Here is an 18,983-nt window from a genome sequence, read left to right as displayed (position 1 = left end):
ACATGCCGTGCGAACTCGTGGACGCGGTCCGTGCAAAGACCGCGTCTACGAGTTCAGGCCGCGTTTCGATGTTGACTTCGCAAGCCCGCTACACACCGGCGTTGGCGTCGGCCTTCTTCTTGAGCTCGAGGGCGATGTCGATGAGTTGGTCTTCCTGGCCGCCGACGAGTTTGCGGTTGCCGGCCTCGATGAGGATCTCCGCAGCGGAGACGCCGTAGCGTTCGGCGTGGCCCTCGGCGTGCTTGAGAAACGAGCTGTAGCAGCCCGCGTAGCCCATCATCATCGCCGATCGGTCGACCAGGCACTCCGAGGGCATCGCCGGGCGCACCACGTCCTGCGCCGCGTCGGCGATCTTCATGAAGTCCACGCCGGTGGTGATGCCGAGTTTGTCGCACACCCCGACGAACGCCTCGGTGGGCGTGTTCCCGGCGCCGGCTCCGAAGCGCCGGATGGACCCGTCGATCTGCTGGGCTCCGGCGCGCACCGCGTTGATCGAATTGGCCACGGCGATATCGAGATTCTCGTGCCCGTGGAAACCGACCTGCGCGTCGTCGCCGAGTTCGGCGACGAGCGCCTGCACCCGGACGGTGACATCCTCGAGCACCAGCGCGCCCGCCGAGTCGACGACGTAGACGCACTGACAGCCCGCGTCGGCCATGATCCGCGCCTGGGCGGCAAGCACTTCCGGTGGCTGACTGTGACTCATCATCAGGAAGCCGACGGTCTCGAGCCCGAGTTCGCGGGCCAGTCCGAAGTGCTGGATCGACACGTCGGCCTCGGTGCAGTGCGTGGCGATGCGGCAGATCTGGCCACCGTTGTCCTGCGCGGCGCGGATGTCGTCCTTGGTACCGAGACCCGGCAACATCAGGAACGCGATCTTCGCCCGCTTGGCCGTCTCGGCGGCCGCGGAGATCAGCTGCTGTTCAGGTGTTTTGGAGAAGCCGTAATTGAACGACGATCCGCCGAGACCGTCACCGTGGGTGACCTCGATGACCGGCACACCCGCGTCGTCGAGGGCACCGACGATCGCCTGTACCTCGTCGGTGGTGAACTGGTGACGCTTGTGATGACTTCCGTCGCGCAGCGACGAGTCGGTGATCCGGATGTCGAGATCCGCGGAGTACTTGCGGGCGTTGGCCATCAGGTCCATCGTCGGTGTGCTCATGCCGAAACCCCCAACTTCTGCTTCGCGATTTCCTCGCCGACCTTGGTGGCTGCGGCGGTCATGATGTCGAGGTTGCCGGCGTACGGCGGCAAGAAGTCCCCGGCACCCTCGACCTCGACGAAGATCGAGACGCGGGCGTGGCCGCCGTTGAGCACACTCGGCGGATCGAACTGCGGGTCCTGCAGTAGTCGATAGCCGGGCACGTAGGCCTGGATCTCTTTCTCCCGCTTGTGGATCGACTCGGCGATGGCATCGGTGTCGGCGTCATCGGGGATGGCGCAGAAGATGGTGTCGCGCATGATCATCGGCGGATCGGCCGGATTGAGGATGATGATCGCCTTGCCGCGCGCGGCACCGCCGATCGTCTCGATTCCCTTCGATGTGGTCCGGGTGAACTCGTCGATGTTGGCCCGCGTCCCCGGACCTGCCGACACCGATGCGACCGATGCGACGATCTCGGCGTAGGGCACCGGCACCACCGAGGACACCGCGTGGACCATCGGGATCGTCGCCTGCCCACCGCAGGTGATCATGTTGGTGTTCGGTGCGTCGAGGTGCTCGCGCAGATTGGCCGGCGGCACCACTGCCGGGCCCACCGCCGCCGGCGTCAGGTCGACCGCGGTGATACCCGCTTGCTCGTATCGCGGCGCGTATTCGCGGTGCACATAGGCCGACGTCGCCTCGAAGATCAGGTCCGGTTTCTCCGACGACGAGAGCAACTCGTCGGCGCCGCCGCTCATCGTGATGAGCCCGTGGTCGGCGGCCCGCTTCATGCCCTCCGAGTCGGCATCGATCCCGACCATCCATCGGGGAGCGATCACCTCGGATCGTTCCAGCTTGTACATCAGGTCGGTACCGATGTTGCCCGACCCGATGATCGCCGCGGTCAGCTTGGCTGCCACCTGCGCCTCCTCTGAGAGTGTTGTCGAAAATTGTTGTTGGTCAGGTGAAATCGAGGGTGACGCTGCCGAGTCCGGCGAACTCGGCGACGACGTGATCACCCGGTCCGACGTCGAACGCCCGTGTCGCGGTGCCCGGCAGGATCACATCCCCCTTGCGTAGTCGCACCCCGAAGGACTCCACCTTGCGCGCCAGCCAGCTCACCGCGTTCAACGGATGGCCCAGCACCGCAGACGAATTGCCCTTCGCGACGACCTCGCCGTTGCGGTGCAAGACCGCGTCGATGTCACCGGTGTCGATGTCGGTGATCGCCACCCGTTCGGTGCCGAGAATCCAGCCGCACGACGATGCGTTGTCGGCGATGGTGTCGCACAACGTGATCTGCCAATCGGTGATCCGCGAATCGATCAGCTCGATCGACGGCACCACCCACTCGACGGCATCGATCACGTCGTCGTTGGTGCATCCCGCACCGGGCAGATCCTTGCCCAGGATGAACCCCACCTCCACCTCCACCCGCGGGAAACACAGCGTCGCGGTGTCGATCGGGGTGGCTTCGTGGTACTGCATCTCGTCGAGCAGATGCCCGTAGTCGGGCTCGTCGACGTTCATCATCTTCTGCATGGCCTCCGATGCCAGCCCGACCTTGTGCCCGGCGACCTTCGCACCGGCGTCGAGGCGCTTGCGGATGTTGATCAGCTGGATCTCGTAGGCGTCGACGACATCGAGTTCCGGGTGGGCATCGGTGGGTCGGCCGATCGCCGTCGCGGTCCGCTCCGCGGTCCACAGATCAGCGGCGATCCGCTCGCGGATTGCCTGGTCAACCGCCATGAGAGCCTCACTTCCGTGGAATGAACGTGTTCTAGTTTAGAACATGTTCCAGGTTTCCGGGAGGACTCCTCGGTCCGGTCCGGTGCTACCGTTCGACCGTGGGCACCGACCAGCCGAGTATCGACACGCTGCGCCACGAGGTGCGTGAGTTCCTGACCGCCGAACTCGATGCCGGCACCTTCGTCCCGGCCTGCGACAGCTGGATGAGCGGATTCGACCCGGCGTTCAGTGCACGCCTCGGCCGGCACGGCTGGCTGGGCATGACGATGCCCGAGCGGTACGGTGGCCGCGGCCGCAGCGCGGTCGAACGATTCGTCATCACCGAAGAACTCCTCGCCGCCGGGGCTCCGGTCGCGGCGCACTGGATCGCCGACCGGCAGATGGCGCCGGGCATCCTCGCCCACGGCACCGAACGCCAGCGGCAACGCTATCTTCCCGGAATATGCTCGGGTACAACTTATTTCGCGATCGGCATGAGTGAGCCCGACGCAGGCTCCGACCTCGCCTCGGTACGGACCCGCGCGGTGCGCACCGACGACGGGTCGTGGCGGATCAGCGGCACCAAGGTGTGGACCACCGGCGCCCACGTCGCGCACGCGATGGTGTTGTTGGCCCGCACCGACGGCACACCCGCCGACCGCCAGTCCGGACTGTCCCAGCTGATCGTCGATCTTCCCCACCCCGACATCGAGATCCGCCCCTTGCGCAGCATCGACGGCGGCGCCCACTTCAACGAGGTGATCTTCCACGACGCGAACGTCGGCACCGGGGCACTACTCGGCGAACGCGGCGCGGGATGGAAACAAGTGATGAGCGAGTTGGCTTTTGAACGCTCCGGCCCGGAACGATACCTGTCGACGATGCCGCTGCTGCGGGCGTGGGCCGACGAGTTGCGCAGAGTCGGAGCGTCCGACGAGCAGCGGATCACCCTGGGAACGCTGACCGCCCGTGCGTGGGCGTTGCGCCGGATGTCGTTGCAGGTGGCCGCCGAACTCGCCGAGGGCGGCGCACCCGATGTGCTGGCCGCGATGGTCAAGGACATCGGCTCGCAGTTCGAGGGTGACGTCGTCGAGGCCATCCGATCCTCGTCGGACACCGTGGCGCGGGTCAGCGATGCGAACCCCTTCGCCACCCTGCTGGCGACCGCGATGCGCCACACTCCCGCCTTCACACTTCGCGGCGGTACCAACGAGATCCTGCGTGGAATCGTGGCCAGAGGAATGGGATTGCGGTGATCGGGGACGCCGAGCTGCATGCGGCGGTGACCGCGGTGATCGAGCGCGTCGGCCCAGACACCACGACACCGGCCACCACGATCGACACCGGGGTCTGGGCGGCGCTGACCGATGCGGGGTTCACCGGCGTCGGTATCGACGAGGATCTCGGGGGCACCGGTGGCGAGTTCACCGATGCACTGACCGTGGTGTCGGCGGCAGCGGCGAGCGGCGCACTCACCCCACTCATCGAGCACACCGTCCTCGCCGCCTGGTTGGCCGCACGCTCGGGGCTCGACCTCGGCGGGCGCACCGCGACACTCGCCCTGGGCGGAGAGGGCGCCACCGTGCGCTCCACCGACGAGGGATGGGTGCTCGACGGGTTGCTGCCCGGCGTCGTACACGCCTGCGACGCCGACGTCCTCGTGGTTCACTTCGCGTCCTCGGTGGCGCTGGTCTCCCGAACCGCACCCGGCCTGACGCTCTACCACGGCACCGATCTGCTCGGGGCGTCCGTCGACGACGTGGCTCTCGACGCCGTGGTCGTCGAACAGCTCACGGACTCTCCGGTCGACTCGGCGGAACTGCGCCTGCGTGGCGCGCTGGCCTATGCGGTGGCCATGTCCGCCTGCGCGGACACCATCGTCGAGACCACGGTGCGCCACGCGTCGCAACGCACCCAGTTCGGTCGACCGCTGTCCAAGTTCCAGGCCATCCAGCAACGTCTGGCGTCGATGGCGGCGCTGACCGCACAAACCCGTGCCGCGGTGGAGCACGCCGTCGAGATGGCCGAGAACCCCGATCACGGCGGCACGATCGCCGCGGCCAAGGTCGTCGCCTCGTCGACCGCGCGGGAGGTGGCCGCCGGGGCGCATCAGATCCACGGCGCGATCGGATTCACCTCCGAACATCATCTCGGCCGATTCACCATGGCGCTGCTGGCCTGGCGGGACCGACACGGCGACGAGAAGTACTGGTCACGGGTGCTTGCCGGACGTGCGTTGGACGACGGGATCGACCCGTGGGATCTCGTCGTCGACGCCGATCACGCCCCGCCGAGTGCGACCCCTGGCGCCGCGAATCTGTAACGTGTTCTACTTTTAGATGAGAACACGTTCCACCCGCGGCGCACGAAGGGACCCGATTCATGGCCGGCGCGACCGAACCAGCAGGACAGCAGGCATCCACTCCCCCGGCAGGCCGTCCGGAGGCGGACGAGACCTACGACGTCGTCGTCGTCGGCGCCGGTGCCGCGGGCTTGAGCGCCGCCATCACCGCGGCCGCGCAGGGCTTGCGGACGGTGATCATCGAGAAGTCGGCGTACTGGGGTGGCTCCACGTCGCGCTCCGGCGGCGGCGTCTGGATTCCGGGCAATCCGGTGCTGAAGCGCGACGGGGTGCGTGACGACCAGGAGTCGGCCCGGCAGTACGTCCACGCGATCATCGGTGAGCACGCGCCCGCGGAGAAAATCGATGCCTACATCGATCGCGGACCCGAGGCGTTGGAATTCCTGATGGCCCACGCTCCCCTCGATCTCGAGTGGGTGAAGAACTACTCCGACTACTACCCCGAGGCCCCCGGCGGGCGCCTCGGCGGACGCAGCGTCGAACCGCGGCCCTTCGACGCCCGGGCGCTCGGCGATGACCTGTCGACCCTGCATCCGCAGTACACCAAGGCGCCGCTCAACATGGTTGTGCTGCAATCGGATTACCGCTGGCTCAACACGGGTCTGCGGCACTGGCGCGGGCCGGTGCGGATGGGCAAGGTCGGCGCCCGTTTCTTCTGGGCCCGCAGCCGGGGCAAGAAGCTCATCGCGATGGGCGCCGCGCTGGCCGCCGAGCTGCTGCTCGGGGTCCGCAGAGCCGGTGTGCCGCTGCGCCTGTCGACGGGTCTGGTCGACCTGATCACCGAGAATGATCGGGTGGTCGGGGTGATCGCCGAGCACGAGGGCACGCGTATCCGGCTGCACGCGCAGCGCGGTGTCGTCCTCGCGTGCGGCGGCTTCGAGCACAACGCCGAGATGCGCAAGAAGTACCAGCGCGAACCCATCGGGTCGGAGTGGACGACCGGCGCACCGACCAACACCGGCGACGGTATCAACGCGGGCCTCAAGATCGGCGCCGCGGTGTCGCTGATGGACGACTCGTGGTGGGGTCCGACCATCCCGTTGCCGCGCGGGCCGTGGTTCGCGCTGTCCGAGCGCGCCGTTCCCGGCACCTTCATGATCAACGAACGCGGACAACGCTTCATGAACGAGTCGCTGCCGTATGTCGAAGCGGTGCACCAGATGTACGGCGGCGACTTCGGACAGGGCGAGGGCCCCGGCGAGAACGTCCCGTCGTGGCTCATCTTCGACCAACGTTGCCGCAACCGCTACCTGTTCGCCGGCATCAATGCGCGCCAGCCGCTTCCGAAGAAGTGGTTCGAGTCCGGAGTGGTCGTCAAGGCCGACTCCGTCGAGGCCCTGGCCGAGAAGATCGGGGTTCCCGCGGAGGCGTTGCGCGCCACCACCGATCGGTTCAACGGCTTCGCGCGCAGCGGCACCGACGAGGACTTCGGGCGCGGGCGCAGCGGCTACGACCACTACTACGGCGACATCACCAACAAGCCCAATCCGAGTCTCGGAGTGGTCGACAAGGCGCCGTTCTACGCGGTGAAGATGGTGCCCGGTGATCTCGGCACCAAGGGCGGCATCGACACCGACGCGCACGCCCGGGCGTTGCGCGCCGACGGATCGGTCATCGAGGGGCTCTACGCGGCCGGTAACACCTCGGCGCCGGTGATGGGCCACACCTACGCCGGACCGGGCGCCACCATCGGACCCGCGATGGTCTTCGGCTACCTGGCCGCGCTCGACTGCGCCGAACACCCCGGGGTCCGAATCCCGGATACCACAACGACATCGGCGTCCGCCGGCGAGGAGAACTGACCATGCCGATCGACCTGTCCGTGGCACTGGGCGCCGAGCTACCCGAGGTCGGCTTCGAATGGTCGGCCTCCGACGTCGCGCTCTATCACCTGGCCGTCGGTGCGGCCGCCGACCCGATGGACCGCGCGGGTCTGACCTACGTCGACGACGTCGCCCCGAAGGTGTTGCCCTCCTTCGCGACCGTGGCGGCGTCCTTCCATGCCACCGAGGCACCGAAGGTGTCCTTCCCGGGTGTCGACATCGACCTGGCCAAGGTGGTCCACGGCAGCCAGCAGGTCACAGCGCACCGCCCGATCCCCGCGTCGGGAAAGGCCACCACCCGGACCACGATCGCCGAGATCCAGGACAAGGGATCGGCGGCGGTGATCATCCAGGAATCGGTCACCGTCGACGGCGCCGGCACACCGCTGTGGACGGCGCGCTCGTCCATCTTCGCCAAGGGCGAGGGCGGTTTCGGCGGCGACCGCGGCAACTCCGCCAAGCTCGACTACCCCGATCGGGCGCCCGACCAGCGCCTGTCGGTACCGACACTGCCCAACCAGGCGCTGCTCTATCGGCTGTGTGGTGACCGCAACCCGCTGCACTCCGACCCCGAATTCGCTTCTCGTGCAGGATTTCCCCGCCCGATCCTGCACGGACTCTGCACGTACGGGACGGTGTGCCGAGCCGTCGTCGACGCACTCCTCGCCGGCGACGTGACCGCTGTGGCCGACTACTCGGCCACCTTCGCCGGCGTGGTGTTCCCGGGCGAGACCATCGACATCGACGTGTGGGACGAAGGCCGGTCGTTGCTGATCGCGGCGAGCGTCGCCGACCGCGACGGCGCACCCGCGCTGAAGAACGTGGTCATCGAGAAGCGCTGACGGCACTGCCGCGGTGCCTCGACGGGCCCGCCCGGTCAGGCCCGTCGAGGCACCATCAGCGCGAACATCGGGGCCAGGCTCGCCCGGAGACCACGACCCGGATTCGCGATCCACTGCTCGTGCCCGGCGGCCGACGCCGCCATCATGGCGTGCGCGACCGCGGTCGGATAGATCGCGGTCGCCGGCATGTCGCTCCGGTCGCCGACGAACTCGGCGATCACCGCGCGCCACTGGCGATAGACCTCGCTGGCGCGAGCCTGCACGGCGGGCACCTCGAGGATCAATTGTGCTCGCCCGCGGGCCCATTCGTCCTCATGACGCCCGTGATCGACGACCGAGATGAACGCCTCGACCACGATCTCGATCGGGTCGGTCTCCGAATCCGACGCCGCGAGCAGACGACGGAATTCGTCGAGTTCCGTGTCGGATTCGACCCACACCACGTCGGCCTTGGTCGGGAAGTACCGGAAGAAGGTGCGTCGGCTGACGCCGACCGCGGCAGCGATGTCCTCGACGCTCGTCTCGTCGAATCCGTCGCGGAGAAACAAGCGTTGTGCGGCCGCCGCGAGTTCGTGGGCGCTCGTGCTGGCAGGCCGTCCCCCGCGATCGACCTCGCCCGAGGCGTCCGCGACGCTCCGCTCTGCGCTGAATGCCATCCGCCCATCGTCCCACCGACCGATGTCAGCGTGGGGACCTTCGTCCCTCTGGCGTTGTGACACCGTGTGACATATCCTCGGGGTGCGACGTGGATCACACGAGTTCGTCGAGGGAAGCAGGTCATCATCATGGGCACACTCGAAGGCAAGGTCGCCTTCATCACCGGAGCGGCACGCGGCCAAGGACGTAGTCACGCACTACGTCTGGCGCAAGAGGGCGCCGACATCATCGCCGTCGACATCACCGAACAGGTCGACACCGTCCCCTACGCAACGGCACGTCCCGGCGATCTCGAGGAGACGGTGCGTGCGGTCGAGGCGCTCGACCGTCGCATCATCGCCTCCGAGGTGGACGTGCGGGATCTCGCCGGGCTGACCAAAGCCGCGCAGGACGGGGTCGCCGCCCTCGGCCGGCTCGACATCGTCCTCGCCAACGCCGGGATCTCCACCATGGCCCCCACCCTCGAGATGGACGAGCAGACGTGGCAGACCATGATCGACATCAACCTGACCGGCGTGTGGAAGACCGTGCGCGCGGCGGTGCCGCACATCGTCGCCGGTGGGCGCGGCGGTGCGGTGGTCCTGACCAGTTCGCTCGCGGCCATCACGACCAATGAGAACATCGCCCATTACACCGCCGCCAAGTACGGTCTGATCGGACTGATGCGCGTACTGGCGAAAGAGCTCGGGCCGCAGAGCATTCGGGTGAACACCGTGCATCCCACCACGGTCGCGACCGACATGATCCTCAACGAGCCCACCTACAAACTGTTCCGACCGGATCTCGAGGAACCGACCCGCGCCGACTTCGAGGAGGCGGCCTCGCAGATGAACCGGCTACCGGTGTCGATGGTCGAACCCATCGACATCTCCAACGCAATCCTCTATCTCGTCTCCGACGCCGGACGCTACGTCACCGGAACCACACAGGTCATCGACGCCGGCGGAGCGCTGTAAACCTCTCCATCCCCCACGACACAGACCCAACGACAAAGGAGTTGACATGGGACTCTTGGACGGCAAGACCGCACTCATCACCGGCGGTGCCCGCGGACAGGGCCGCGCCCACGCAGTGACCTCGGCACGCGAGGGCGCCGACGTGATCCTGCTCGACATCACCTCGCAGGCCCTCGGATCGGTCGACTATCCGCTCGCGACCGCCGACGACATGGCCGAGACGGTGCGTCAGGTTGAGGCACTCGACCGTCGCGCGTTGACCTTCGACGCCGATGTTCGCGATCAGGACCAGCTCGACGCGGCAGTCACCGCGGGCATCGCGGAGTTCGGCAAGATCGACATCCTCATCGCCAATGCCGGCATCTGGACCCGGGCACCGTTCTGGGAGATGAGCGAACAGATGTGGTCGGACATGATGGACGTCAACCTGACCGGGGTCTGGAAATCGGCAAAAGCGGTGGCGCCGCACATGATCGAGCGTCAGTCCGGCTCGATCGTCATCACGTCCTCGGTGAACGGACTCGAACCGGGCATGAACTACGCCCACTATGTCTCGACCAAACACGGCGTGATCGGGTTGATGAAGAACATCGCGCTCGAACTCGCCCCGTACGGAATCCGCTGCAATTCCATCAATCCCGGTGCGATCCTGACGCCCATGACCAATCAGCAGGGCGCGTGGGACATGTTCGCCGGGCACGAGGGCGGCACTCCCGACGACCTCATCGCGGGTGGCTACAGTTTCCACGCGCTCAAGGGCACCTCGTTCATGCCGCCGGAGGTCATCGCGAACACGGCGCTGTACCTGAATTCCGATCTCGCGGCCACCGTCACCGGGGTCACCATTCCGGTCGACGCCGGGCATATGCTGCTGACCGGCGTGAACCCGGATCCGGTGAAGTGAGCGGGCCCATCCCGACGGGACCCACCCTGACCACGGACCGCAGCGATGTCGCTGCGGTCCGTTCGGCCATCGCGACCGAGATCGTCGGGCGCGACCGCGAATTGGATCTCGTCCTCGCTGCGGTCGCCGCCGGGCGCGACATGATCCTCGAGGGCCCACCGGGTACCTCCAAGAGCACCCTGCTGCGGGCGATCACCGCGCACTGGGGCATTCCGCTGGTGCTGGTGGAGGGCAATGCCGATCTCACGCCAAGTCGCCTTGTCGGCCACCACAATCCCGCTCGGGTCCTCAAGGAGGACTACCGTCCCGACAATTTCGTCGACGGGCCTCTGCTGCAGGCGATGCGCAGCGGCGGGTTCCTGTACGTCGAGGAATTCAACCGCGCGCCCGAGGACACCGTCGACACACTGCTGACCGCGATGGCCGAGCGGGTCATCACCGTGCCTCGGGTGGGAACCGTCGTCGCCGCCGACAGTTTCCGGATCGTCGCGTCGATGAACCCGTACGACAACGTGGGCACCACACGCCTGTCGACCTCGGTGCACGATCGGATGTGCCGACTCGTGGTGGACTATCAGGACGACGCGGCCGAACGCGAGATCGTCCGGCGCCGAACCGGATCGGGGTCGGATCGGATCGTCAACGACTCGGTGGCACTGACCCGGGCCACCCGGATCCGTGACGACATCCGTCAGGGCAGCAGCGTGCGCGGAGCGATCGACCTCGCGCTCATCACCGCACAGTTGTGCGCGATGCGCGGGGTTCCGGTGCCCGCCGACGGCGCCGTGCCGCCGCCGCGCGACCTCCCGACCGACTACACCGCCACCGTCCTCGATGCGATGATGGTGGCGCTGTCGGGTCGAATCCATCTCGACGACACCGCCTTCACCACTCCGGAGGGCGTCCTGACCGAGATCTGGCAGGACCATTTCGTCCTCGACCCCGCGGCGGCCGAGCCCGGTTGAAGAGCGATCGCCGCCGAGTCGCCGTTGACCCGCCGCCGCGGTGCCCGGCGCACCGACCCGCGCACACTCGCGCCGCTGCGTCGTAAGCCGAAGCACCTCGACACCGAGCCCGATCTCCTCGTGCCGGGCGCCGGCGGCGCGGGCTGGGTTCTCCTCGGACGACGTGATCGCCGCCCGCCCGGGGCACCCGGCGCGGCGGGCTCGACCCAACCGGGAATGACCTCGGAGACAGGCGAACTCGACACTGCTGACCACCCGGCCGCACATGACGACGAAGCCCGCCGGCGGGCACATCAGATCGCCCGGAAGCTCGCATTGACCGAGGTCGTCCGATCCCCGCGTGCCCCGCGGTCGGCCACGGGAACCCTGCGGACCGGTCGGTGGCGTGGCGATTCCGACGAGATCGATCTCGATGTGACACTCGAGGCGATCGCGGCGAATCCGCTGCCGACCGACGACGACATCGCGGTGCGTCGGCGCATCCGGCGCAGGCGGTCGGTGGTGATCGTCGTCGACATCTCCGGATCGGCCCGCGGAGAACAGGTCCGCACCGCGGCGGCCACCGTCGGCGCGCTCACCGGTGAACTCTCCCGAGATGCCGTGTCGGTCATCGCCTTCTGGTCCGATGCCGCCGTGATCTCTCGACTCGGCGATCCGGTCGACCCCGACCGGGTCATCGACGCACTGCTCACGCTGCCCACCCAGGGGCTGACCAATCTGAGCTTCGCGTTGAGCACCGCGGCCGACCAACTCCGTGGGGTACCCGCAGCGGACTCCCGCGTGCTGCTGCTGAGCGACTGCGTGCACAACGCCGGCCCGGACCCGCGAGAGATCCCGGGAACATTGAACCGGCTCGACGTCCTCGTCGACGTCTCCGGCGAGCACGACCTCGAGTTGGCGGCCGACCTGGCTCTCCTCGGCCGCGGCCGCGCCATGCCGATCCGGGATCATCGCGGCGTGGCGCCGGCGCTGCGCACCATCTTCGAGAACTGACCGATCCGTCTATTCTGCTCAGGGGGCGCCGGTCGCGCCGGCCGCGCCCGTCCTTCGTCGAAACCCGTCCCTTGAGGAGAATCTTGATGAGCGATTCGCTGCAGTCCCTGCTCGGTCCGAACCGTCCGGCCGTCGTCGACGATCTGGTGGGGGTGATCGACTCGCAGGTCGCAGCCCAGAAGGGGCTCGGCGGTGCGACCGTCAAGGCTGCATACGGTGCCGTCGGCAAGGTCAAGCCCGACATCGTGAAGAAGGCGACCAACCTGATGCTCCCCGAATTCGTCGCCGCCCTGCAGCCGTTCTGGGACTCCAAGCCCGCGGGCACACCGTTCGGTGCGCATCTGGCCAGTGACCCCGACACCGCGTCGGAGGCCCTGCTCGCGGTGACCGACGCCCAGGTGGAATCCGCCAAGGCGCCGCTGGCCAAGGCCTACGGCACGCTGCGCGGCAAGGCCAAGGGCTATGTGTCCGAGGCGCTTCCCGCCGTCGGCGACGTGATCGAGAAGCACGCGTGACCCGCGGCCGCGGCTCGCTCACCCGGTCGCACCCGGGTGGGCGTCGCGGCCCTCAGGCGGCGCTGGTGACGACGAGTACCAGCGCGCACACGACGGCGATGAGCGCCGCCAGCATCACCAGGACCCGCCAGACGTGCAGGCGCGCGGTCGGTGTGTCGGTGGATCGTGAAGAGGCGACCGGTGCGGCCATGATCTCCCACTTTCGGTTGTCCGAGGACACGACCACAGTGGCGATCTGCAACCTCGGGTTTGTTACTCCAGTGATCAATGTGTCACAGGTTGCCTGTGGTGTCGCGATTTGCGCCCCGCGTGTCGCCTGGATCACACTCTTGGATTCGTTTTCTGCAGCACTTCGGGGAGGGAGGGCCGGATGAATCGGTTCAGGGCGCTCGATCTGCGCTCGGTGTGGCTGATCGCGATCGCGTGTGCGGCGGTCAGCATGGTGGTCGCCGCCATGGCCGCACTGAACACCGCGCTCGCCGACATCGCCATCGACCTCGGCGCCGACACCGGCCAGATGACCTGGATCGCCGACGGCTACACCCTCGCCCTCGCCGCGCTGCTGCTGCCCGCCGGCGCGATCGGCGACCGTTTCGGCCGCCGCGAGATGTTGATCGTCGGTCTGGCCATCTTCGCGGTCGGGTCGCTGACCGCGATCTGGGCCACCGATCCGACGCAGTTGATCATCACCCGATGCGTCGCCGGCGTGGGCGCGGCATTCATCATGCCGACGACGTTGTCGCTCATCACCTCCGGTGTGCCGGCCGACAAGCGCAGCATCGGCATCAGTATCTGGGCCGCTGTCGCCGGCGCGGGCGCGATCGCCGGATTCTTCGTCTCCGGCGTCCTGCTGGAATTCTTCTCGTGGCATTCGATTTTCATCACCTTCGCCGCGTCGGCGGTGCTGACGGCACTGGTGTGCCTGACGATCGGCACCTCCAAGGACTCCCATCCACGACCCTTCGACTACGCCGGATCGGCCGTGTCGATCCTCGCGGTCACCGGCATCGTGTTCGGGCTCCTCGAGGCCCCACACCGCGGCTGGGACGATGCGCTGGTCCTTCTCACCCTGATCGGCGGCGTACTCCTCGTCGCCCTGTTCTGCGTGATCGAATTGCGCGGCACCCGGCAACTCCTCGACGTCCGGCTGTTCACCAACCGCGCGTTCGGGGCCGGTGCGTTGTCGGTGGCGCTGCAGTTCTTCGCCTCCTTCGGCGCCTTCTACCTTCTACTGCAACGCCTGCAGCTGGTGTTCGACTTCTCGCCGCTGCGCTCGGCCTTCGCCCTCATGCCGATGGTCCTGGGTGTGAGCATCTTTGCGCTGCTGGGCAATTGGCTCGCGGTGCGGTTTCACTCACTGCGCTTCGTGTTGGGCAGTGGGCTGCTCATCGCCGGCATCGGGCTGATCCTGTTGGGGGTCATCGACTACGACGCCTACTGGATGATGGCGTGGATGCTCGCGATCTGCGCGATCGGTATCGGTCTGGCGACCGCCCCGTCGACGACCGCGATCATGTCCAACACGCCGCTGGAGAATCAGGGGGTCGGCTCCGCGGTCAACGACACGGCACGCGAGATCGGCGCCGCCATCGGCATCGCCCTGGCCGGCAGTCTGCTCGCCGCCGGGTACGCACACCGCATCGGCCCGACCGCCGACCTCGTCCGTGCCGAGCCCGCTGCCGCCGACCACATCACCCGCTCACTGGCCGAGGCACGGGAGGTCGCGGCGCTGATCCCCGGTGACCTCGGCGCCCGCGTCCTGCACGGCGCACAGGATGCCTTCGTCGTCCCGATGAACCAGGGGTGTCTGGTGCTGGGCATCGTGCTCGTGGTCGGGTCCGCGGTGACCACGATCCTCGCACCGCGACGGGTGGTTGCGTAGGCTCTCGACGTGCTCGACGTCCACAGCCCACTGGGCACCGCCGTGGCCGTGATCGCCCTGATCGCCGTCATCGGGATCGCGGTGTCCGCACAACGCCTTTCACCGGCGATCGTCGCGGTTCCGGCCGCGGTGCTGGTGACCCTACTCGGTATCGTGTCGTGGTCGCAGGTGTGCGACGAACTCGAGTTCATCGGGCCGACAATCGGTTTCCTCGCCGCCATGCTGGTCGTCGCCGAGGTGTGCGCACGCACCGGGGTCTTCGCCTGGGTGGGTCAATTGCTCGCGGACTGGAGTCGCGGATCCCCCACGCACCTCCTCGGCCTGGTGTTCGTCGCCGCGGCGCTCACCACGGCGGTCCTGTCGATCGACACCACGATCGTGCTGCTGACCCCGGTCGCGGTGGCCACCGCGCGGCGGATCGGCGCCCGGGTGACTCCGGTCGGTACGGCGACCGCACATCTGGCCAACAGTGCCTCGACGCTGTTGCCGGTGTCGAATCTGACCAATCTGCTGGCCTTTTCGGCGACCGGGCTCGGTTTCCTCTCCTTCGCCGGACTGATGGCGGCCCCGTGGGTGGTCGCGATCGTCGTCGAATACGTCATCTTCCGGATCTTCTTCGCCGGCGAACTGCAGACCACCGCACCGCAGACCACCCGCACTCCGGCACAGCCGCACAGCGGCACACCCGAGAGCACCACCCGGCGCCCGGCGCCGGTCGTCACCCTGATCCTGCTGGGTCTGCTGCTGTGCGGCTTCATCGTCGCCGAGCCGTTGGGAATTCCGCTGGCCGCGATCGCCGGCGTCGGGGCGGCGGTGATGCTCATCGTTCCGATGCGCAAGGCGCCCGTGGTCACCGCGGTTCGTGCGCTGCGCGCGGTGAACATCCCGTTCCTCGCGTTCGTCGCTGCGCTGGGCATCATCATCCTGCCCATCCGGCTCGGACCGATCGGCGAGGCGATCACCCATCTCATCCCGGGCGGCAACTCGCTGTGGGCACTCCTGGCGGTCGCCGCACTCGCGGCGGTCGCGGCCAACGTGCTCAACAATCTCCCGGCGACGTTGCTCCTGCTGCCGATGGTCGCCCATGATCACGGCTTGGCGCTGGCCATGCTGCTCGGCGTCAACATCGGCCCCAACCTCGCCTACTTCGGTTCGCTGGCAAACCTGTTGTGGCGCGACGTGATGCGCCGCCACACCATCGCACCGCCGACGCGACGCTACGTGCTGCTGGGCACGCTCACCGTACCGCCGACCCTCGTCGCCGCGGTCGTCGCGCTCTGGGTCGGCCTGCAGGTGATGTGATCCGCGGTCAGGCTGTCACAGCCTGCTGTTCGGAGGCCGCCGCGGTGTTCTTGGCCCAGCGGTAGTCGGCTTTGCCCGCCGGGGTGCGCTTGACCTCGTCGACGAACACGATGGTGCGCGGAACCTTGTACCCGGCCAGCGATGCGCGGCAGTACTCCTGGATCTCGGCGAGGGTGGGCTCCGCCTCGCCGTCGGCGACGCGGGCGACCGCGGCCACCCGCTGACCGTAGCGTTCGTCGGGCACCGGGACCACGAGTGCATCGCCGATCGCGGGATGGGCGTGCAACACCGCCTCGACCTCCTCGGCATACACCTTCTCTCCACCGGTGTTGATGCACTGCGAACCCCGGCCGAGGAAGACGATCGACCCGTCGGCCTCCACGGTGCCCATGTCGCCGAGGATCGAGATGCGACGGCCGTCGGGCAGGGTCGGGAACGTCCGGGCGCTCTTGTCCTCGTCCTTGTAGTACCCGAGCGGCACATTGCCGATGCGTGCGATGTAACCGACGTCCCCCGAGCCGGGCTCGATCCGGTCGAGCCGCTCGTCGACGACCATCATCTTGTCGGTCGGCGGTACCCGCAGATTGCCGTTGTCGTCCATCATGATCTCACCGTCATTGCCCGACTCCGACGCCCCGAAGTTGTCGCGCAGGATGAGTTCGGGTTTGATCGCCGCGAACCGGTCGCGGTTGTGGTGCGACCAGATCGCGCCGCCGGAGGTCACCGAGAACAGCGACGACAGGTCGACGTCGTCCTTGCGGCGTTCCATCTCCTCGACGAGCGGCATGCCCATCGCGTCACCGACGATGAGGATGATCTGGATCTTCTCGTCCTCGATGCCCGCCACGATCGCGGCCGGGTCGAAGTCGCGCATCAGCACCAACCGCCCACCGAGGGTGAGGAAGGTGAACAACGAGTACGACGCCGCGCCGTGCATGAGCGGAGCCGCGATGTTGAAGGCGATGGAGCCGAATTCCTTGACCGCACTGCCCACCTCGGCGAGATCCTTGCGGGCGTCGCCGTACGGGTTGCCGCCGGAGATGGGCTTGCGGAAGAAGTCGTCGTGACGCCACATCACGCCCTTGGGGTATCCGGTGGTGCCGCCGGTGTAGAGCAGGTACAGCTCGTCACCGGTGCGAGCCTCGAAGTCGCGCTCTTCCGACGCCGCGGCCTCGTCGTCGAACGGCACGATCGAGACCGTGCGCCCTTCGGGTAACGACGCTGCGGCCGTGGTCAATTCGTCGATGATGTCGCCGACGACGAACACCGTGCGAACCAGCGGCAATTCGGGAAGCAGTGCGGCAACGCTGCGTTGATGCTCGGGGAGTTCGACGATGATGCCCCGTGAGTCGGAGTTGTCGAAGATGTAGCGCAGTTCGGAGTTGGTGTAGCGATAATTGACGTTCACCGGGACCGCGCGGATCTTCAACAGCCCGAGCAGGCTGGTGACGTGCTCGACGCTGTTCTTCAGGAACAGTGAGACGTGATCTGCCGTACCGATACCGTTGTCGCGCAACAGGTGTGCCACCCGGTTGGCGAGCCTGTCGAGTTCGGCGTAGCTGATCTGGCGGCCCTCGTAACTCAGGGCGATCCGCTCGGGCACCGAGTCCGCGACGGTCTCGAACACGTCGGCCAGATTGAACTTGAAGGGGGTCTGCGAAACGGGGGTCTGTGAAACGGGGATTTGGGCGTCTGGGGTCATGATTGACGAACTCCTTCGGGGTGTGAGGTCATGCGGTCAGGACCAGACCGCTGGTGGGGACGCCGGTGCCCGCGGTCACGACGACCCTCGTCGCATCGTCGACCTGGTTGACCGAGGTGCCGCGCAGTTGCCGAACGCCTTCGGCGATGCCGTTCATGCCGTGGATGTAGGCCTCACCGAGCTGGCCGCCGTGGGTGTTGAGCGGCAACCGCCCACCCACTTCCAGGGCGCCGGGCTCGGCGACGAAATCCTTGGCCTCGCCGCGGCCGCAGAAGCCCAGCTCTTCGAGCTGGAGCAGCGTGTACGGGGTGAAATGGTCGTAAAGGATCGCCAGATCCATGTCGTCGGGACGCAATCCGGACTGCTCCCACAGCTGCCGGCCGACGAGGCCCATCTCGGGGAGCGCCGCCAGCTCGTCGCGGTAGTAGCTGGTCATGATGAACTGGTCGGCCGCACTTCCCGCGGCAGCAGCGGCGATCACCGCGGGCGTATGCGGCAGGTCCCTGGCACGTTCGACCGACGTGATCACCAGCGCCACACCACCATCGGATTCCTGGCAGCAGTCCAGCAGATGCAACGGTTCGGCGATGTAGCGCGAGGCCTGATGGTCCTCGAGGGTGATGGGTTTGCCGTAGAAGAACGCATTCGGGTTCACCGCTGCGTGTTTGCGGTCGACGACGGCGATCCGACCGAAGTCGGCACTGGTGGCGCCGTAGTCGTGCATGTAGCGCTGCGCGACCATCGCGACGAACGCCGCCGGGGTCGACAAGCCGTGCGGGTAGGAGAACGCATTGTCGGTACCCGACGAGTTCTCCTGATTGGCGACTGCCGAATTCACCTGCCCGAAGCGCAATCCCGACCGCTCGTTGAAGGCACGGTAGGCCACGACGACGTCGGCGACACCGGTCGCGACCGCCATCGCGGCCTGTTGCACGGTCGCACACGCCGCCCCGCCGCCGTAATGGATGCGGGAGAAGTACGTCATCTCCTCGATGCCGACGGCTCGGGCGACGGCGATCTCGGCATTGGTGTCCATGGTGAAGGTGACCAGGCCGTCGACATCGGCCGGGGTCAATCCGGCGTCGGCGATCGCCGCACTTACCGCCTCCGCGGCCAGCCGGAGCTCACTGCGCCCGGAATCCTTGGAGAACTCGGTGGCACCGATGCCGACGATGGCGGCCTGTCCGCCCAGTGTGCCCGTCACT

Annotated in this window: 18 protein-coding genes; 11 read left to right on the top strand and 7 right to left on the bottom strand. The window is 67.5% G+C overall.

Going from position 1 to position 18,983, the window contains the following annotated elements; translation table 11 throughout:
* Positions 1-88: 88 nt before the first annotated feature.
* Genes dmpG through GOPIP_RS11340 form a run of 3 tightly spaced genes read right to left on the bottom strand, consistent with a single transcriptional unit; the run spans position 89 to position 2,896 of the window.
* Positions 89-1,165 carry a 4-hydroxy-2-oxovalerate aldolase gene (gene dmpG, locus GOPIP_RS11350; protein WP_006369793.1) on the bottom strand — a complete coding sequence of 359 codons (1,077 nt, stop codon included), beginning with the start codon at positions 1,163-1,165 and terminating at the stop codon, positions 89-91.
* Positions 1,162-2,067 carry an acetaldehyde dehydrogenase (acetylating) gene (locus GOPIP_RS11345; protein ID WP_006369792.1) on the bottom strand — a complete coding sequence of 302 codons (906 nt, stop codon included), beginning with the start codon at positions 2,065-2,067 and terminating at the stop codon, positions 1,162-1,164. Before GOPIP_RS11345 ends, dmpG begins: the two co-directional genes overlap by 4 nt.
* Before the next feature lie 40 nt (positions 2,068-2,107).
* Positions 2,108-2,896 (bottom strand): 2-keto-4-pentenoate hydratase, encoded by a 789-nt coding sequence (locus tag GOPIP_RS11340; RefSeq protein ID WP_006369791.1) that lies wholly within the window; start codon positions 2,894-2,896, stop codon positions 2,108-2,110.
* A 98-nt stretch (positions 2,897-2,994) separates the two neighbouring features.
* On the opposite strand from GOPIP_RS11340, the gene GOPIP_RS11335 reads away from it, so the two are divergent.
* The 4 genes from GOPIP_RS11335 to chsH3 are packed head-to-tail and all read left to right on the top strand — an operon-like array spanning position 2,995 to position 7,902.
* Entirely contained in the window at positions 2,995-4,131 is a 1,137-nt protein-coding gene (locus tag GOPIP_RS11335) for an acyl-CoA dehydrogenase family protein (RefSeq protein WP_006369790.1), read from the top strand.
* Positions 4,128-5,198 (top strand): acyl-CoA dehydrogenase family protein, encoded by a 1,071-nt coding sequence (locus GOPIP_RS11330; RefSeq protein ID WP_006369789.1) that lies wholly within the window; start codon positions 4,128-4,130, stop codon positions 5,196-5,198. The genes GOPIP_RS11335 and GOPIP_RS11330 overlap by 4 nt, the downstream gene beginning before the upstream one ends.
* A 59-nt stretch (positions 5,199-5,257) precedes the next feature.
* Complete coding sequence (kstD, locus tag GOPIP_RS11325; RefSeq protein WP_006369788.1) at positions 5,258-7,039, top strand: 3-oxosteroid 1-dehydrogenase; 1,782 nt, start codon at positions 5,258-5,260, stop codon at positions 7,037-7,039.
* Between the two features lie 2 nt (positions 7,040-7,041).
* A complete protein-coding gene (gene chsH3, locus GOPIP_RS11320) occupies positions 7,042-7,902 on the top strand; it encodes an enoyl-CoA hydratase ChsH3 (protein WP_006369787.1) in 861 nt (286 codons plus the stop codon).
* Between the two features lie 35 nt (positions 7,903-7,937).
* Here chsH3 and GOPIP_RS11315 read toward each other — a convergent pair whose 3' ends face one another.
* Positions 7,938-8,558 carry an acyl-CoA-like ligand-binding transcription factor gene (locus GOPIP_RS11315; RefSeq protein WP_006369786.1) on the bottom strand — a complete coding sequence of 207 codons (621 nt, stop codon included), beginning with the start codon at positions 8,556-8,558 and terminating at the stop codon, positions 7,938-7,940.
* 129 nt (positions 8,559-8,687) lie between these two features.
* On the opposite strand from GOPIP_RS11315, the gene GOPIP_RS11310 reads away from it, so the two are divergent.
* From GOPIP_RS11310 to GOPIP_RS11290, 5 genes are all read left to right on the top strand, one after another.
* Positions 8,688-9,515: a mycofactocin-coupled SDR family oxidoreductase gene (locus tag GOPIP_RS11310; RefSeq protein ID WP_006369785.1), complete on the top strand. Its 828-nt coding sequence runs from the start codon at positions 8,688-8,690 to the stop codon at positions 9,513-9,515.
* Positions 9,516-9,561: 46 nt separating this feature from the next.
* Positions 9,562-10,419 (top strand): mycofactocin-coupled SDR family oxidoreductase, encoded by an 858-nt coding sequence (locus GOPIP_RS11305; protein WP_006369784.1) that lies wholly within the window; start codon positions 9,562-9,564, stop codon positions 10,417-10,419.
* Positions 10,416-11,384 (top strand): AAA family ATPase, encoded by a 969-nt coding sequence (locus GOPIP_RS11300; RefSeq protein WP_006369783.1) that lies wholly within the window; start codon positions 10,416-10,418, stop codon positions 11,382-11,384. Before GOPIP_RS11305 ends, GOPIP_RS11300 begins: the two co-directional genes overlap by 4 nt.
* 24 nt (positions 11,385-11,408) lie before the next feature.
* Complete coding sequence (locus GOPIP_RS11295; protein WP_006369782.1) at positions 11,409-12,377, top strand: vWA domain-containing protein; 969 nt, start codon at positions 11,409-11,411, stop codon at positions 12,375-12,377.
* Between the two features lie 86 nt (positions 12,378-12,463).
* Positions 12,464-12,892, top strand: coding sequence for a DUF6918 family protein (locus GOPIP_RS11290; RefSeq protein ID WP_006369781.1), 429 nt, complete (start codon positions 12,464-12,466; stop codon positions 12,890-12,892).
* A gap of 52 nt (positions 12,893-12,944) precedes the next feature.
* Here GOPIP_RS11290 and GOPIP_RS11285 read toward each other — a convergent pair whose 3' ends face one another.
* Positions 12,945-13,112, bottom strand: coding sequence for a hypothetical protein (locus GOPIP_RS11285; RefSeq protein ID WP_238534764.1), 168 nt, complete (start codon positions 13,110-13,112; stop codon positions 12,945-12,947).
* 150 nt (positions 13,113-13,262) lie between these two features.
* On the opposite strand from GOPIP_RS11285, the gene GOPIP_RS11280 reads away from it, so the two are divergent.
* Positions 13,263-14,774, top strand: a complete 1,512-nt coding sequence (locus tag GOPIP_RS11280; protein WP_006369779.1) for an MFS transporter — start codon at positions 13,263-13,265, stop codon at positions 14,772-14,774.
* A gap of 9 nt (positions 14,775-14,783) precedes the next feature.
* Positions 14,784-16,076 carry an SLC13 family permease gene (locus GOPIP_RS11275; protein WP_006369778.1) on the top strand — a complete coding sequence of 431 codons (1,293 nt, stop codon included), beginning with the start codon at positions 14,784-14,786 and terminating at the stop codon, positions 16,074-16,076.
* 7 nt (positions 16,077-16,083) lie between these two features.
* Here the strand turns inward: GOPIP_RS11275 and GOPIP_RS11270 are convergent, their stop codons facing one another.
* Both GOPIP_RS11270 and GOPIP_RS11265 read right to left on the bottom strand, forming a co-directional pair.
* On the bottom strand, positions 16,084-17,778 hold the full coding sequence (locus GOPIP_RS11270) for an AMP-binding protein (protein WP_006369777.1): 1,695 nt from the start codon (positions 17,776-17,778) through the stop codon (positions 16,084-16,086).
* 28 nt (positions 17,779-17,806) lie between these two features.
* Complete coding sequence (locus GOPIP_RS11265; protein WP_006369776.1) at positions 17,807-18,982, bottom strand: lipid-transfer protein; 1,176 nt, start codon at positions 18,980-18,982, stop codon at positions 17,807-17,809.
* Position 18,983: the final 1 nt, after the last annotated feature.

The organism is Gordonia polyisoprenivorans NBRC 16320 = JCM 10675, assembly GCF_000241325.1.
Classification (GTDB): Bacteria; Actinomycetota; Actinomycetes; order Mycobacteriales; family Mycobacteriaceae; genus Gordonia; species Gordonia polyisoprenivorans.
The sequence above is the reverse complement of the archived record's forward strand: the minus strand, read 5'-3'. Positions and strand labels throughout refer to the sequence as shown.